14 protein-coding genes are annotated in these 14,414 nt (G+C 59.2%); 5 read left to right on the top strand and 9 right to left on the bottom strand.

The window, feature by feature from the left end; genetic code table 11:
• Positions 1-11 precede the first annotated feature (11 nt).
• Both G0Q00_RS07730 and mce read right to left on the bottom strand, forming a co-directional pair.
• The gene (locus tag G0Q00_RS07730) at positions 12-290 is read right to left on the bottom strand and encodes a DUF1467 family protein (RefSeq protein ID WP_163037905.1); all 279 of its coding nucleotides are present in this window, start codon (positions 288-290) and stop codon (positions 12-14) included.
• Complete coding sequence (gene mce / locus G0Q00_RS07725) at positions 290-694, bottom strand: methylmalonyl-CoA epimerase (RefSeq protein WP_163037903.1); 405 nt, start codon at positions 692-694, stop codon at positions 290-292. Before mce ends, G0Q00_RS07730 begins: the two co-directional genes overlap by 1 nt.
• Positions 695-852: 158 nt before the next feature.
• On the opposite strand from mce, the gene G0Q00_RS07720 reads away from it, so the two are divergent.
• Both G0Q00_RS07720 and G0Q00_RS07715 read left to right on the top strand, forming a co-directional pair.
• Positions 853-1,572 carry a response regulator gene (locus tag G0Q00_RS07720; protein WP_163037901.1) on the top strand — a complete coding sequence of 240 codons (720 nt, stop codon included), beginning with the start codon at positions 853-855 and terminating at the stop codon, positions 1,570-1,572.
• 119 nt (positions 1,573-1,691) lie between these two features.
• Complete coding sequence (locus tag G0Q00_RS07715) at positions 1,692-1,874, top strand: hypothetical protein (protein WP_163037899.1); 183 nt, start codon at positions 1,692-1,694, stop codon at positions 1,872-1,874.
• Positions 1,875-1,951: 77 nt separating this feature from the next.
• On the opposite strand, the gene G0Q00_RS07710 is transcribed toward G0Q00_RS07715, so the two are convergent.
• From G0Q00_RS07710 to aspS, 3 genes are all read right to left on the bottom strand, one after another.
• Positions 1,952-3,187: a DUF1501 domain-containing protein gene (locus G0Q00_RS07710; protein WP_163037897.1), complete on the bottom strand. Its 1,236-nt coding sequence runs from the start codon at positions 3,185-3,187 to the stop codon at positions 1,952-1,954.
• Positions 3,188-3,201: 14 nt separating this feature from the next.
• Positions 3,202-3,999 carry a DUF1800 family protein gene (locus tag G0Q00_RS07705; protein ID WP_163037895.1) on the bottom strand — a complete coding sequence of 266 codons (798 nt, stop codon included), beginning with the start codon at positions 3,997-3,999 and terminating at the stop codon, positions 3,202-3,204.
• Positions 4,000-4,092: 93 nt separating this feature from the next.
• Positions 4,093-5,943 carry an aspartate--tRNA ligase gene (aspS, locus tag G0Q00_RS07700; protein WP_163037893.1) on the bottom strand — a complete coding sequence of 617 codons (1,851 nt, stop codon included), beginning with the start codon at positions 5,941-5,943 and terminating at the stop codon, positions 4,093-4,095.
• A gap of 278 nt (positions 5,944-6,221) precedes the next feature.
• Between aspS and carB the strand changes: the two genes are divergently transcribed.
• Together carB and G0Q00_RS07690 are read left to right on the top strand one after the other, a co-directional pair.
• The gene (gene carB, locus G0Q00_RS07695; RefSeq protein WP_163037891.1) at positions 6,222-9,491 is read left to right on the top strand and encodes a carbamoyl-phosphate synthase large subunit; all 3,270 of its coding nucleotides are present in this window, start codon (positions 6,222-6,224) and stop codon (positions 9,489-9,491) included.
• Between the two features lie 123 nt (positions 9,492-9,614).
• Positions 9,615-9,932, top strand: coding sequence for a hypothetical protein (locus G0Q00_RS07690; protein ID WP_239058347.1), 318 nt, complete (start codon positions 9,615-9,617; stop codon positions 9,930-9,932).
• Here G0Q00_RS07690 and G0Q00_RS07685 read toward each other — a convergent pair.
• The 3 genes from G0Q00_RS07685 to G0Q00_RS07675 all read right to left on the bottom strand — a co-directional run bounded on the left by G0Q00_RS07685 (position 9,929) and on the right by G0Q00_RS07675 (position 11,978).
• Positions 9,929-10,963, bottom strand: a complete 1,035-nt coding sequence (locus G0Q00_RS07685) for a fatty acid desaturase (protein WP_163037890.1) — start codon at positions 10,961-10,963, stop codon at positions 9,929-9,931. The genes G0Q00_RS07690 and G0Q00_RS07685 overlap by 4 nt on opposite strands.
• Positions 10,964-11,071: 108 nt before the next feature.
• Positions 11,072-11,617, bottom strand: coding sequence for a DUF4864 domain-containing protein (locus G0Q00_RS07680; RefSeq protein ID WP_239058346.1), 546 nt, complete (start codon positions 11,615-11,617; stop codon positions 11,072-11,074).
• On the bottom strand, positions 11,502-11,978 hold the full coding sequence (locus G0Q00_RS07675; protein WP_163037886.1) for a hypothetical protein: 477 nt from the start codon (positions 11,976-11,978) through the stop codon (positions 11,502-11,504). Before G0Q00_RS07675 ends, G0Q00_RS07680 begins: the two co-directional genes overlap by 116 nt.
• Positions 11,979-12,147: 169 nt before the next feature.
• On the opposite strand from G0Q00_RS07675, the gene G0Q00_RS07670 reads away from it, so the two are divergent.
• Positions 12,148-12,933, top strand: coding sequence for a hypothetical protein (locus tag G0Q00_RS07670; protein WP_163037884.1), 786 nt, complete (start codon positions 12,148-12,150; stop codon positions 12,931-12,933).
• Here the strand turns inward: G0Q00_RS07670 and rimO are convergent.
• Positions 12,930-14,321, bottom strand: a complete 1,392-nt coding sequence (rimO, locus tag G0Q00_RS07665; RefSeq protein ID WP_163037882.1) for a 30S ribosomal protein S12 methylthiotransferase RimO — start codon at positions 14,319-14,321, stop codon at positions 12,930-12,932. The two genes, G0Q00_RS07670 and rimO, sit on opposite strands and share 4 nt — an antisense overlap.
• Between the last annotated feature and the right edge of the window lie 93 nt (positions 14,322-14,414).

Raw genomic sequence — 14,414 nt, 5'->3', positions numbered from 1 at the left:
GCGCCCTTTTCTTATCCGCTGGTGTCATCGTAGCGGTCGAACCAGTCAATATCCTCGACCCCGATCCAGCCCGACATGATGATGCCCGCGATGATCGCCCAGACGATCGTGCCCGCGATGGTCACGATCAACAAGGTGCGCCCCAGCTTGAAATTGGCCGGGGCTCCGGCATGGGTGCCGGGTACGATCTCGCCCTCGTCGCCTTGAGTGCGCAAGCGGATCGGCAGGACCACGAACATGGTCACGAACCAGATCACGACATAAAGGACGGCGGCGGCGGTGATCGACATCAGACTTGTTCCAGTTCCACCAGCGTACCGGTGAAGTCCTTCGGGTGCAGGAACAGAACCGGCTTGCCGTGGGCGCCGATCTTCGGCTCGCCCGTGCCCAGTACGCGTGCACCCGAGGCTTGCAGTTGGTCACGTGCGGCCAGAATGTCGTCAACCTCGTAACAAATGTGGTGGATGCCACCCGACGGGTTCTTTTCCAGGAAGCCAGCGATGGGCGAGTTGTCCCCCAGCGGGTAGAGCAGCTCGATCTTGGTGTTGGGAAGTTCGATGAACACAACGGTTACACCGTGGTCGGGCTCGTCCTGCGGTGCGTTAACCTTTGCGCCAAGCGTGTCGCGATATTGTGCGCTTGCGGCCTCAAGGTCCGGTACGGCGATGGCTACGTGGTTCAGGCGTCCGATCATCTTGTCTCTCCCAATTCAAATACTGTGCTGCTTATGCATAAGCGGCCCGTTCAGGGCAAGCGGCACTGTGCCACAGGCCGGGAATGCCGCTGCGTTTCACAGGTTAACCGGTTGTTAGGCAGTTTTGCTTCAAGGTGATCCCTGAAAGGAGCATGAAGATGAGCGATGAACTGGAAGCCTTCATGATGACCCAACCGCCGACCGCCGAGCGCCCCCTGAACGGGATGACTGTTCTGGTGGTCGAAGACAGCCGCTTTGCGTCCGAGGCGATCCGCCTGTTGTGTTTGCGCTCTGGCGCACGGATCCGTCGTGCTGACAATCTGGCCGCTGCGCATCGGCATCTCCGTGTTTATCGGCCGACTGTAGTCATTGTGGATATGGGACTTCCAGATGGGTTTGGCGCCGACTTGATCGAAGAGCTTTCAGGTGATGCGATCCGCGTCCCCGTGATTCTTGGGATGAGCGGTGATGCCGGCACTCGCGATGCCGCGCTTGATGCAGGGGCGGATGGTTTCCTTGAGAAGCCCGTCGAACGTTTGGCCGCGTTTCAGCAAGCCATCCTTAGCGTCTTGCCGCACCAAGAAGGCCCGGCGACCCCGCGTACGCTTCCGAACGACGTAATTGCCCCGGATGCTTTGGCGCTTCAGGATGACCTGTCGCATCTAGCGCAGATCATGCGTGCGGGTGACGACGATGCGACACAGGATTATGTCGCGCAGTTTCTGGGTGGGCTGGCGTGTTCTGCCCATGATCAGGGGCTGGCCACCGCCGCCAAACGGCTTGCTGCGGCCCGACATGCGGGACGATCCACGGGGGCGGACATGGCCCATGTGACGCATTTGGTAGAGGGCCGATTAAAGGAACGACGACATCTTTAAGTAGTGGTTTCGGGGAATCTGGCACGAAATAGACCTCGGCCCTTCACATTTCCGCCCCTTTTCGGGGGCAGTCTTAAGAAATAGGAAAGGTATTTGAATCAATTTGCGAGGTTGATATCGTGAAAGACCTGATCAAGAAATTTGCAGATGAAGAGCTGGGCAATGCCGTAATTGACTGGACCGTATTGATTGCGGGTGCGGTTATGATGGTGACTGCGGTGGTTCTTGCGGTGGTCGAACCCAATGCTCCGGTGAGCGACGCAACGGGCCAAGTCGTCGAGATGCAGCCCTTGGCAGGTTGACCTGACCTAATAGTAATTGTTCTGCTGTTATGAGTATCGGGCGCGCTATTAAAGCGCGCCCTATTCTTTTTGTCCGATCAAGCGATGATCTTGGGTAGGCCGGGGGACAGATCCAACCCGGGGAAAATGGTGCCTTCGATCTCGGAGGGGGTGGCGTTGAACAGCCCGCGCATCGCGGCCGCTGCATATAGGCGGATGTCGGCAGTCGGCATCAGGTCGCGGCGATTATACAAATCCTCTTCTGCCAGCCCGGGCCAGTCTCCGTAGATTTTGCCGCCTCGCACCGCGCCGCCAGCCACAATCACCGTGCCGCCGGTGCCGTGATCCGTCCCCTTGCTTCCGTTCTGGCGGACCGTCCGCCCAAACTCGGTCATGGCCAGCACCGTGGTCTTGCCCCATGTCGCGCCCAGATCAGCCTTCAGGGTCATGATCGCGTCTTGCAACGTTCCCAGCGCTCGTTTGAAATTCCCCGGCTGTGCCACATGCGTATCCCAGCCCCCGATCGAGAACGACGCAATGCGTGTGTCTTGTTTCAACATCTCGGCGGTGAACGAGGCGACGCTGTTGATGCCGTCGTGATCTTTCGCCATCATCATAGCGTTTGACATGATATCGGCGGGATCGCTTGCGGCGTCATCCCCGTTCAACAAAAGCTCAGGGTGCAAGGTATTGGTCAGACCAACGGCCTCATCCAAGGCGGCAGAGAACAGCGGGTCATGTTCGTACACTCTTGCCATCAGCAGCCGGGACGCTTCGGTCAGGGGCAGGGTCACATCCGGGGACCACCCGGACGTTGCCGCATCCCCGCTGAGGATCAGCAGATCCTCGCGACCGACCGCCAACGCGGTGCGGAGCCGCGTATCCGGCATGGTCTGCACCAGCCGGTTCAGCCATCCGTCCCGTATCGCGCCACCCGCATTGACGCCGGCTTCAAGAATATCCTGTCCATCGAAATGGCTGCGCTTGTCACGATATGGGGTCGAGACCGCTTGGCCGAACGCCAGCTCGCCCGCCGTCCAAAGATCGTGGAGTTTGTCCGCCGCCGGGTGCAGGGCATAGAAGTCCGTCAGGGGAAGTTTCGGGTCCGCCATGGACAGGTTCGGTCTGTGATCGGCAAACAGGGGATCACCCACAGGGCGCACAAGGTCCAGCCCATCCATACCACCGCGCAAGACAATGACCACAAGACGGTGGTCGCCGGGAGTCGCCGCCAGGCTGACGGGCGTGACCAGCGGGCTTGCGGCCAAAGAGCAGCCCAGAATGCCCGCGTTCTTTAGGAACCCGCGCCGGGAAAGGGAAGTGTGTCTTGTCATATCCAGTCTCCTTTCTAGCGGCGCTGAAACTCGGGCGAGGACAGGATGATCCCGATCCCCTCCCAGCGGGTTTCAGCCGCGCGGGCTGCGAACTCGGTTACCTTGGATGCCTGTCCGGCCAGCGCGGTTTGCACGAAGTCGCGCGGGTCAGGTAGCTTCACGCCAAAGGATGATGGGGCCGAGACTGCCCACTGGATGCGCGCGGCAAGCCCCTGCGGTGTGATCCAATGGGCGGCATCTTCAGGCCAGCCATCGGGACCTCCGGGGGCTTCCCACGGTTGCCCCATCAGCTTCAGTGGCCCGAAGAGCAGTTGATTGCGGGTTTTGCGGTTCAGCGACGTCAGTGTGTCGGCAAAACGTCCGGTGACATGGGGGCGGACGACGTCTTCGGGGAAGGTCGAGGCCACGCCCCGGAACAGCTGTCCCTTGCCGACGACCGTAAAATGATCGGCCCAAAAACGCACCAAGCGTTCGCGAAATGCATCCTCGGCCGTGGTGCAGCGCGCCATGGCGGCCAGAAACCACGCGTCCCGCTTGCCGCGCGTTTCGCGGTATTTTTCTTTGCGGGCGGCTTGGGCAGTTTTGAAACCGACGCCACCTGCGCCGCGGGCTTTGCGAAGGGTTTTGTTCAGTTTCCGGAGTTCCCTCAGGTCGTCGGAGACGTCGACAAAGCCCGAGATCGGAAAACGTTTTGCTTGCCTATCCGGTCCAGCCAACAGGTTTAGCATCTGCTGGGCCGAGCGCGGCAGTTCGAAACCCGGGCCCGGCCCGAACCCAAAACGGCTCTGCGCAATACGTGGGTCGAAAGACAATGCGGTCTCCTGGCACCAGACGGCCCGCGCAGAATGTGCGGGCACGCCAGATTATGCCAGGGGAATTATTGATATGCGATGACAGCGAGCAGATTACTCTTGCGGAATGACCCGCAGGTGCAGCTCGCGCAGCTGTTCGTTCAGCGGCTCGGAAGGAGCGTTCATCATCAGATCTTCGGCGCGCTGGTTCATCGGGAACATCATCACTTCGCGGATGTTGTCCTGATCGGCCAGCAGCATCACGATACGGTCGACACCGGCAGCACAGCCACCGTGCGGGGGGGCACCGTACTGGAACGCGTTGACCATGCCGCCGAAGCGTTTGATCACTTCGCTCTTGCCATAGCCAGCCAGTTCAAAGGCTTTGAACATAATTTCAGGCTGGTGGTTCCGGATCGCGCCCGACACCAGTTCATAGCCGTTACAGGCCAAGTCATACTGGAAGCCTTTGACGTGCAGCGGATCGCCCAGAAGCGCGTCCAGACCGCCTTGCGGCATTGAGAACGGGTTGTGGTCGAAGTCCAGACCACCGTTTTCTTCGTCCAGCTGGAAGATCGGGAAGTCGACGATCCATGCAAAGGCAAAGCGGTCCTTGTCGGTCAGGCCCAGCTCGTCGCCGATGGTTGTGCGGGCACGGCCAGCGACACCTTCAAATGCTTTCGGCTTGCCGCCAAGGAAGAAGGCCGCGTCGCCGATGTCCAGACCCAGTTGCTGGCGGATGGCTTCGGTGCGCTCGGGGCCGATGTTCTTGGCCAGCGGACCAGCAGCTTCCATGCCACCTTCGACTTCGCCGGATTTCAGCTTGGCCTGAGCCTCTTTCACCGTGATGCCCAGCTCTTGCGCCACGGCATCGGCGGTTTTCTCGCGCCAGAAGATGTAACCCATGCCGGGCAGACCTTCTTGCTGTGCGAACTTGTTCATGCGGTCGCAGAACTTGCGCGAGCCACCTTTCGGGGCCGGGATGGCGCGGATCTGTGTGCCGTCCTGTTCCAGCAGTTTGGCGAAAATCGTGAAGCCCGAACCGCGGAAGTGGTCCGAGACGATCTGCATTTTGATCGGGTTACGCAGGTCCGGCTTGTCGGTGCCATACCACAGGGCGGAGTCTGCGTACGAGATCTGCTCCCATGTCTGGTCGACTTTGCGGTCGCCGCCAAACTCTTCAAAGACGCCACGCAGAACCGGTTCGATCGTGTCGAACACGTCCTGCTGCTCAACGAACGACATCTCCATGTCCAACTGATAGAAGTCGGTGGGCGAACGGTCCGCGCGCGGGTCTTCGTCACGGAAGCAGGGCGCGATCTGGAAATACTTGTCGAAGCCCGCGACCATCATCAGCTGTTTGAACTGCTGAGGGGCTTGCGGCAGGGCGTAGAACTTGCCCGGGTGCAGACGTGACGGCACCAAGAAGTCACGCGCACCTTCAGGGCTTGAGGCCGTGATGATCGGGGTCTGGTATTCGCGGAAGCCCTGATCCCACATGCGCTTGCGCATCGAGGCCACAACGTCAGACCGCAGCTTCATGTTTTCCTGCATCACCTCGCGGCGCAGGTCGAGGAAGCGGTACTTCAGGCGGGTTTCTTCCGGGTACTCCTGATCGCCGAACACCATCAGCGGCAGTTCATCCGACGCACCCAGAACTTCCAGATCACGCACGAAGACTTCGACTTCACCGGTCGGGATTTTCGGGTTTACCAGATCTTCGTCGCGCGCTTTCACGTTGCCGTCGATGCGAATGCACCATTCCGCGCGGACTTTCTCCATCTCGGCGAAAACCGGGCTGTCGGGGTCACACAGAACCTGCGTCACGCCGTAATGGTCGCGCAAGTCGATGAACAGGATGCCGCCATGATCGCGGACACGATGGACCCAGCCCGAAAGGCGGACGGTCTCACCGACGTTAGATTTGTTCAGTTCAGCACAGGTGTGGCTGCGATAGGCGTGCATGTCAGGCTCCCACGAGCGGTTCTATAATCTCGGGCCGATACACCTGCCTTGGCGGGCAAAGTCAAGCCGCAGCGGCATCAATGGCGCAAAAGAGCCCCTTCAAGGTGCAATTTTCTTGGTCTTTATCGCACAATGAACGAGAATTCCGGCTGAACCTGAAACAATGATGGGTTCAGCACAAACAGGGCTTGCAGAAACCCCGCTGGTGTCTATAACCCACGACAATTTGCGTGCGGCAGGGATTCCCGCGCGCGTTCAGTCTGCCGATGGGGGATACCATGCCAAAAAGAACCGATATCAACTCGATCATGATCATCGGCGCGGGGCCCATCATTATTGGGCAAGCCTGCGAGTTTGACTACTCGGGTGCCCAAGCTTGTAAGGCGCTGCGCGAAGAAGGCTATCGCGTCATTCTGGTGAACTCGAACCCGGCGACGATCATGACCGACCCCGGTCTGGCCGACGCCACATATATCGAGCCGATCACCGCCGAGGTCGTCGCCAAAATCATCGAGAAAGAGCGCCCCGACGCGCTGCTGCCCACGATGGGTGGTCAGACCGGTCTGAACACCGCGCTGGAGCTGGACGATCTTGGTGTGCTGGACAAGTTCAACGTAGAACTGATCGGCGCCAAGCGCGACGCCATCGAGATGGCCGAAGACCGTAAGCTGTTCCGCGAAGCGATGGACCGTCTGGGCATCGAGAACCCGCGCGCAACCATCGTTACCGCCCCGACCAACGAAAAGGGTCACGCGGATCTGGACGCTGGCGTGCAGATGGCTCTGGAAACGCTGGACGAGATCGGTCTGCCCGCGATCATCCGCCCCGCCTTTACCTTGGGCGGTACCGGCGGTGGTGTGGCCTATAACCGCGAAGACTACATTCACTACTGCCGAACTGGCATGGACGCTTCGCCGGTGAACCAGATTCTTGTGGATGAAAGCCTGCTGGGTTGGAAAGAATACGAGATGGAAGTTGTGCGCGACACTGCCGACAACGCCATCATCGTCTGCTCGATCGAAAACGTGGACCCGATGGGTGTGCACACCGGCGACTCGATCACCGTTGCGCCTGCGCTGACGCTGACCGACAAGGAATACCAGCTGATGCGCACGCACTCGATCAACGTTCTGCGCGAGATTGGCGTGGAAACCGGCGGGTCGAACGTGCAGTGGGCCGTGAATCCCGCCGATGGCCGCATGGTCGTCATCGAAATGAACCCGCGCGTGTCGCGTTCTTCGGCGCTGGCCTCGAAAGCCACCGGCTTCCCGATTGCCAAGATCGCCGCGAAGCTGGCGGTTGGCTATACGCTGGACGAGCTGGACAACGACATCACCAAGGTCACGCCCGCCTCGTTCGAGCCGACCATCGACTATGTCGTCACCAAGATCCCGAAATTCGCGTTTGAGAAGTTCCCCGGCTCCAAGCCTGAACTGACCACCGCGATGAAATCCGTGGGCGAGGCCATGTCGATCGGCCGCACCATCCACGAATCGATGCAGAAGGCGCTGGCGTCGATGGAATCGGGCCTGACCGGCTTTGACGAGGTCGAGATCGAAGGCGCGCCGGAAGAGGCTGCCATCGTTAAGGCGATCTCGGAACAGCGTCCCGACCGCATTTTGCGGATCGCGCAGGCCATGCGCCTTGGCATGTCGAACTCTGACATCCAACGTGTGACCGCGTTTGACCCGTGGTTCCTTGATCGTATCCGCGAGATCGTGGACGCCGAAAACGACGTGCGTGAGAACGGCCTGCCGCAAGACCCCGACGGTCTGCGCAAGCTGAAGATGCTGGGCTTCACCGATGCCCGTCTGGCCAAGCTGACTGATAAAAGCGAAAAAGACGTGCGGGATGCGCGCCGGAACGCAGGCGTGAACGCCGTGTTCAAGCGCATCGACACCTGCGCGGCCGAATTCGAAGCGCAGACGCCCTATATGTACTCGACCTATGAAGCCCCGATGATGGGCGAAGTCGAATGCGAAGCGCGCCCCTCGGACCGCAAAAAGGTCGTCATTCTGGGCGGTGGCCCGAACCGGATCGGGCAGGGGATCGAGTTCGACTATTGCTGCTGTCACGCCTGTTTCGCACTGACCGAAAGCGGGTACGAGACCATCATGGTCAACTGTAACCCCGAAACGGTGTCGACCGACTATGACACCTCGGACCGTCTGTATTTCGAACCGCTGACCTTCGAACACGTGATGGAGATCCTGCGTGTCGAGCAAGACAACGGCACGCTGCACGGCGTGATCGTTCAGTTCGGTGGTCAGACCCCTCTGAAACTGGCCAACGCGCTGGAATCCGAAGGCATTCCGATCTTGGGCACCACGCCCGACGCGATTGACCTGGCTGAAGACCGCGAGCGTTTCCAGGATCTGGTCAACAAGCTTGGTCTGAAACAGCCGAAGAACGGCATCGCCTCGACCGACGAACAGGCGCTTGAGATTGCTGAGGAAATCGGCTTCCCGCTGGTCATCCGCCCGTCCTACGTTCTGGGTGGCCGCGCGATGGAGATTGTGCGCGATATGGCCCAGCTTGAACGCTATATCGCCGAGGCGGTTGTGGTCTCGGGCGACAGCCCGGTTCTGCTGGACAGCTATCTGGCAGGTGCGATCGAGGTGGACGTGGATGCGCTCTGCGATGGCGAAAGCGTGCACGTTGCAGGCATCATGCAACACATCGAAGAAGCTGGTGTTCACTCGGGGGACAGCGCCTGTTCCTTGCCGCCATACAGCCTGTCGGACGAGGTTATCGCCGAGCTGCGTCGCCAATCGCATGCTCTGGCCTTGGCCCTGAACGTGGTTGGCCTGATGAACGTGCAGTTTGCTGTGAAAGATGGCGAGATCTATCTGATCGAAGTGAACCCGCGTGCCTCGCGTACCGTGCCTTTCGTGGCCAAGGCGGTTCTGTCGCCCATCGCCTCGATTGCCGCACGCGTCATGGCGGGCGAGAAGCTGGACGCGTTCGATCTGGTCGATCCCAACATCGACACCTACGCGGTGAAAGAAGCCGTTCTGCCCTTCGCCCGCTTTCCGGGTGTCGATACGTTGCTTGGGCCGGAAATGCGTTCGACCGGCGAGGTGATGGGCGCTGATAAGAGCTTTGCGATGGCCTTCCTGAAGGCCCAGTTGGGCGCAGGCACCGTGCTGCCGACCGGTGGCACCGTGTTCCTGTCGATCAAGGATGGCGACAAGACGCCTCAGCTGGTCGAAACCGCGCAGATGCTGGCCGAACAAGGCTTCCGCATCATCGCAACCTCGGGCACGGCCAAGTTCTTGGCTGAAAACGCGGTCGAGGCGGATGTTGTGGCGAAAGCCTATGAACCGGGCCGCATGATTATCGACATCATGAAAGATGGCGAAGTGCATCTGGTCATGAACACGACCGAGGGCGCTCAGTCCGTTAACGACAGCCGCGCAATGCGCAACGTCGCCCTTATGGACAAGATCCCCTACTTCACCACGCTGGCCGGCAGCCATGCCGCCGCCCGCGCGATGAAGGTCCGCGGCGAACGCGAGATCACGGTGAAATCGTTGCAAGAGGCGTAAGCCCACCAGCACAGACAGAACGAAGGGCGCGGCAATTCCGCGCCCTTTTTCGTTGTGGGGTGAAATCTTCGTTCGATCCGCACAGGCTGTGCTATGTTTCCCTCAACAAGAAGGAGAGCAGTGATGAAACCCTTTGCGCCCATGATCCTGCCCGTCGCGTTTGTCGGCATTCTGTCCGGCTGTCAGCTGATGAAACCGGCCACTACGCCCACCACCAACGTCACGGACCTGCCGTTGATGGGCGGATATCGCGACCCGGCGGATGAATGCGAGAAGCTGGGCGAGAACGAGCTGACCATCGCCTATCTGGACCACACGGCTACCTTGGTCGGCTGCCCGGCAGACTATGAAGGTCTGGGCGTGTTCCAAACGGACACCGGCGGTACCGAGGTCGCGCGGATTGACGGCTGGGTTCTGTTCAGTGTCCCGCGGGGGAATTAACCGTAAAGCTGCTGCGCCTGAGTAAATGACATCAGCTTCTTGCTTTTCTCGTCCCACAGATGCAGCCGCGCACTGGCCAAGCTTTCACGGATCGTCATTCGGTTGATCGTCGCCAGATAATCATTGTCCTTCAGGACTTCCGTCAGGCGATAGAACGGGATGCGGCTGTGCAGGTGATGCACATGGTGAATGCCGATATTGGCGCTGAACCACTGAAGGATGGACGGCATCACATAATGCGAGCTGCCATGCAGTGCCGCATCGTGCAGCTGCCAGTCTTCTTCGGCCTTCCAGTGAGTCTCTTCAAACTGGTGCTGGATATAGAACAGCCACATACCTGCGGTGGCGGCCAGCAAAGTGGTCGGCAGGAAGATCAGCAAGACCGGCATTAGCCCGCCGAAATACCAGATCAGCACAAGCGCGGCGATGATGACGATGTTTGTACCCATGGCGCTGACCCAATATTTCGCAGCGTTCATCAATCCGAAAGGCAGGCGGTTTTGCAGCAGGAACAGGTATCCGGGCGCAAAGCCGAACAGCGTAATCGGGTTGCGATACACCCGGTACTGAAACTTGCGCAGCGGCGACAGCGCTTTGTATTCGGCCACAGTCAGGGTCATGATGTCGCCGATACCACGTTTGCCCAGATTGCCGGCCGAGTTGTGGTGGATCGAATGGGTGCGCTTCCAGACGTCATAGGGCGTCAGGGTGACCACACCAATCGCGCGACCAACCCAATCGCTGACGGTCCGGCTTTTGAAGACCGAACCATGTCCACAGTCATGCTGGATCGCAAATAGCCGCAGAAGGAACGCCGCGTTGAACAGCGCAATGCCAAGGCTCAGCCAGGGGCTGATCGACAGGCAATACCATGCAAGCGCCCAGAGCAGCAGAAACGGAACCGCGCTGACGGCCAGTTCGAACGAACTGCGCAGCGTGCTGGGTTCGCGATACTTGGCAAGTGTCCTGACCCAATCACGGGCGGTAAGGTCTTCGTCTTTCGGGAGCGGAATGCTTGAGAGCTCTGTCATGGGCCTGCTTACGTAGTGTCAAGCCATTCGGATAGACTATCGCGTCAACATATCAAGCGAATTCTGGAATATGTTGGGAACTCTCGTTAGGCGAGAGTGCGCCAAAGCTCAGGCGCTAAGTCCGATCGGTTCAATTCGATAGACGCCGTTGGCCCGCCAAATGCCGTTGATCACAATCATCTCGTAAGCGAACCAATGGTCCTCGCCGGACTGATCCTGAATGCGCAGACGCTGCAGTGTATAGCTGCCGTTGGTGATCTGATCGGCATACTCAAGCTCGGCCGGGTTCTGCACCATTATGCCGAAGGCTCCGGGTGTGCCGAACAGGCTTTGGATATTGGGCGAGGCATAGGAAAATGCCTTGTCTGTATCCTGCGCCCGAATGCGTCGATCTGGGACGAGATCATATCCTCGATGCTTTGATTCTGTGCGTAGGTTGGGGTCAGCATCAGCGCCAAGCCCAGCAGAAGAGATGTCGGAAGCCTCATGTGTATCACCTCCTATATGAAGATGAGTACGGCGCGAGGTGCGGTTTGGATCAGTTACAGGAATAGATGCCCCGCGCGACAATCGCTTTCCAATCCGCACCCAACACCGCGCGGGCGTCGGTTGCGGTCTTGTAGCCCCGGTCGCGTGGCTTGAACATCTGGACATACATCATGGCCTCATGCGCACCGGACATGGCCACCCGCTGATTGCCGAAATAAGTGACATTGCCGTTGGCCGAGGTGCTGGAGGTATCGACGGTGGCATAGGGGTTCGCATGGGTCGGCCCCGTCACGGACGCGCGGGTGCTGTTGGCCACGGTGTTGCGCAGGATCTGGAACCGGTCATAGCCACGGCGCAGCGTCTCGACCGCTGCCAGCTCTTGCTCGACCCGCGCGGCCGCCGCAGGGCCACATGCCGTCACGGTGGATGTTCTGAGCAAAAACTGACTTTCCAGGCCACTGTTCGATTGGCACCCCGCCAGGGCGGCCAAAGTAAAGGCGAACGCCATTCCGATACGTAGCTTCATGTGCAAATGCTCCCGATAAGTCCGGCATCAATTTAGCCGAGGGGATGGCGGGGGCAAGTCTTGGATTGCGGTTCAGATGTGCGGTGCATCAATGAATAATTCCCTGGATGGGTGTTTTTATCCCGAATAAGTTGATCTAGTTTGGCCGCACCGCATTCTTGGAACTAAGATGACCGATTTTCTGAAAGACGTATTCGACGCCGCACAATCCCGCATACGTAGCCCCTTCATCGGGTCCATCGTGATCGTATTTCTGGCGATCAACTGGCAGCCGCTGTTTTATCTGCTGTTTGCAGACAAGCCCGTTCGGGCGCGGTTTCTATATTTCGAAGCGAATACGGATAATTGGAGTTTGTATGTGTATCCTCCGATTCTTGGGTTTCTTGTTGCCTTCGCCGCACCTTGGCTCAAGTTGTTAGGTGCGTGGATTGCTTCGAGACCTGTGAGGTTGTTGCGAAACCTACAGCATCACGAGGAAATCGAGCGTGAAATCCATGCGTTAGAACAATCTGCTCGTCTTGCTGACGCCCGCGCTAAGCAAGAGAAGGCCGAGGAAACTCGGATTATTGAAGCCGCTGAACGACAAATACGTGCAAGCGAGACTGGCGATGACATGCTTGTAGAAGAGATAAAGCGAAAGCAAGCAACGCAGGAAGATAAACTGTCTGAAATTGTGAGGGGTCTCAGCGATCTTCAAAACCTGTTGGTGAGATTTGTTGGAGGACAGCAATCTGCATCCCCCAAACTCTCAGATTTTGTGAAGGATCCTACAGTTCAGAGAATTGCAGCAAAATATATTCGCAACTTCACGCCTAAGCGTTTGGAGGTTGATGCAGCGGAGGCTCTTAGGGAACTTGAGAGAACAAACATATTGCAGACTAGCTACGACGATAAGATTTCTCTAACCTCACTTGGCTACGAAGTTCTGGATGGTTTATTGGTCGAAGAACGCTAGTTGAGTTGCCCCCACAAATCATATTCCCCTGCCTCATCCACTTCGACGGACACGATATCCCCGACCGAAAGCCCCTCGGTGCCGTCGTCGATGAACAGGTTGCCGTCGATCTCGGGCGCGTCGGCTTTGGTGCGGCAGGTGGCGATGCCGTCTTCGTCGATGTCGTCGACGATCACGTCCATCACCTGACCAACTTTTGCGGCCAGCTTAGCTTCGGAGATCGCCTGCGCTTTCTCCATGAAGCGTTCCCAGCGGTCTTGTTTGACTTCGGCGGGGACGTGATCGGGCAGGTCGTTGGACCGTGCGCCGTCGACGTTTTCGTATTGGAAGCAGCCGACGCGATCCAGTTGGGCTTCGTCCATCCAGTCCAAGAGGGTCTGGAATTCTTCCTCGGTTTCGCCGGGGTAGCCGACGATGAAGGTCGAGCGCAGGGTGATGTCGGGGCAGTCGGTGCGCCACGCGGCGATCTCGTCCAGCGTTTTCGAGGCTGCCGCCGGGCGGGCCATGCGTTTCAGCGTGTCCGGGTGGGCGTGCTGGAACGGGATGTCCAGATAGGGCAGGATCAGCCCTTCCGCCATCAGTGGGATCAGATTGCGTACATGCGGATAGGGATAGACATAGTGCAGGCGCACCCACAGGTCCTTGCCCGCGCCGAGCGCCCCAAGATCACGCGCCAGATCGGTGATGTGGGCGCGGTGGCCGCGTTCTTCCGCGTGTTTGATGTCGACGCCATAGGCCGAGGTATCTTGGCTGATCACCAGCAGTTCTTTCACACCGGCGTCCACCAGTTTCCCGGCCTCGCGCACGATTGCGTGAGCCGGACGGCTGGCCAGTTTCCCGCGCATGTCGGGGATGATGCAGAACTTGCACTTGTGGTTACAGCCCTCGGAAATCTTCAGATAGCTGTAATGGCGCGGGGTCAGGCTGACGCCGGTGGCGGGCAGCAGGTCGATGAAGGGATCAGGGCTGGGTGGCACGGCACCGTGCACGGCGTCCAGAACCTGTTCGTATTGATGCGGGCCGGTGACGGCCAACACACTGGGATGGGTGCCGCGGATGTAATCCTCTTCCGCGCCCAGACAGCCGGTGACGATCACCTTGCCGTTCTCGTTCAGGGCTTCCCCGATGGCCTCAAGGCTTTCGGCCTTGGCGCTATCCAGAAACCCGCAGGTGTTCACGATCACCGCATCCGCGCCAGAATAGTCCGGGCTGATTGCATAGCCTTCGGCACGCAGGCGCGTCAGGATGCGCTCGCTGTCGACCAGCGCCTTGGGACAGCCAAGGCTGACCATGCCCACGGTGGGTTGGCCATCACGGGCGGGCTCGGAAAAGCGGGCCTTGGGGGCAAGGTCGGGACGCAGGTTGGGCGGATTTGCAGGATCTGTCATGGCGGGCCGTATAGCTAAAGCTGGACGATATGGGAAGGGCGCGGGGCTGGAATGCAAAAGCGCGCCCGGTGGGACGCGCTTTCGAAATGCTTT

This window comes from Aliiroseovarius sp. PrR006, from assembly GCF_010500215.1.
Taxonomy (GTDB): domain Bacteria; phylum Pseudomonadota; class Alphaproteobacteria; order Rhodobacterales; family Rhodobacteraceae; genus Aliiroseovarius.
The sequence above is the reverse complement of the archived record's forward strand: the minus strand, read 5'-3'. Positions and strand labels throughout refer to the sequence as shown.

What these genes read in the sequence shown, in the direction of transcription:
- G0Q00_RS07730 (WP_163037905.1), bottom strand. Translation starts at nt 290, where the DNA reads ATGTCGATCACCGCCGCCGCCGTCCTTTATGTCGTGATCTGGTTCGTG.
- mce (WP_163037903.1), bottom strand. Translation starts at nt 694, where the DNA reads ATGATCGGACGCCTGAACCACGTAGCCATCGCCGTACCGGACCTTGAG.
- G0Q00_RS07720 (WP_163037901.1), top strand. Translation starts at nt 853, where the DNA reads ATGAGCGATGAACTGGAAGCCTTCATGATGACCCAACCGCCGACCGCC.
- G0Q00_RS07710 (WP_163037897.1), bottom strand. Translation starts at nt 3,187, where the DNA reads ATGACAAGACACACTTCCCTTTCCCGGCGCGGGTTCCTAAAGAACGCG.
- aspS (WP_163037893.1), bottom strand. Translation starts at nt 5,943, where the DNA reads ATGCACGCCTATCGCAGCCACACCTGTGCTGAACTGAACAAATCTAAC.
- carB (WP_163037891.1), top strand. Translation starts at nt 6,222, where the DNA reads ATGCCAAAAAGAACCGATATCAACTCGATCATGATCATCGGCGCGGGG.
- G0Q00_RS07690 (WP_239058347.1), top strand. Translation starts at nt 9,615, where the DNA reads ATGAAACCCTTTGCGCCCATGATCCTGCCCGTCGCGTTTGTCGGCATT.
- G0Q00_RS07685 (WP_163037890.1), bottom strand. Translation starts at nt 10,963, where the DNA reads ATGACAGAGCTCTCAAGCATTCCGCTCCCGAAAGACGAAGACCTTACC.
- G0Q00_RS07680 (WP_239058346.1), bottom strand. Translation starts at nt 11,617, where the DNA reads ATGTCCAGATGTTCAAGCCACGCGACCGGGGCTACAAGACCGCAACCG.
- G0Q00_RS07675 (WP_163037886.1), bottom strand. Translation starts at nt 11,978, where the DNA reads ATGAAGCTACGTATCGGAATGGCGTTCGCCTTTACTTTGGCCGCCCTG.
- G0Q00_RS07670 (WP_163037884.1), top strand. Translation starts at nt 12,148, where the DNA reads ATGACCGATTTTCTGAAAGACGTATTCGACGCCGCACAATCCCGCATA.
- rimO (WP_163037882.1), bottom strand. Translation starts at nt 14,321, where the DNA reads ATGACAGATCCTGCAAATCCGCCCAACCTGCGTCCCGACCTTGCCCCC.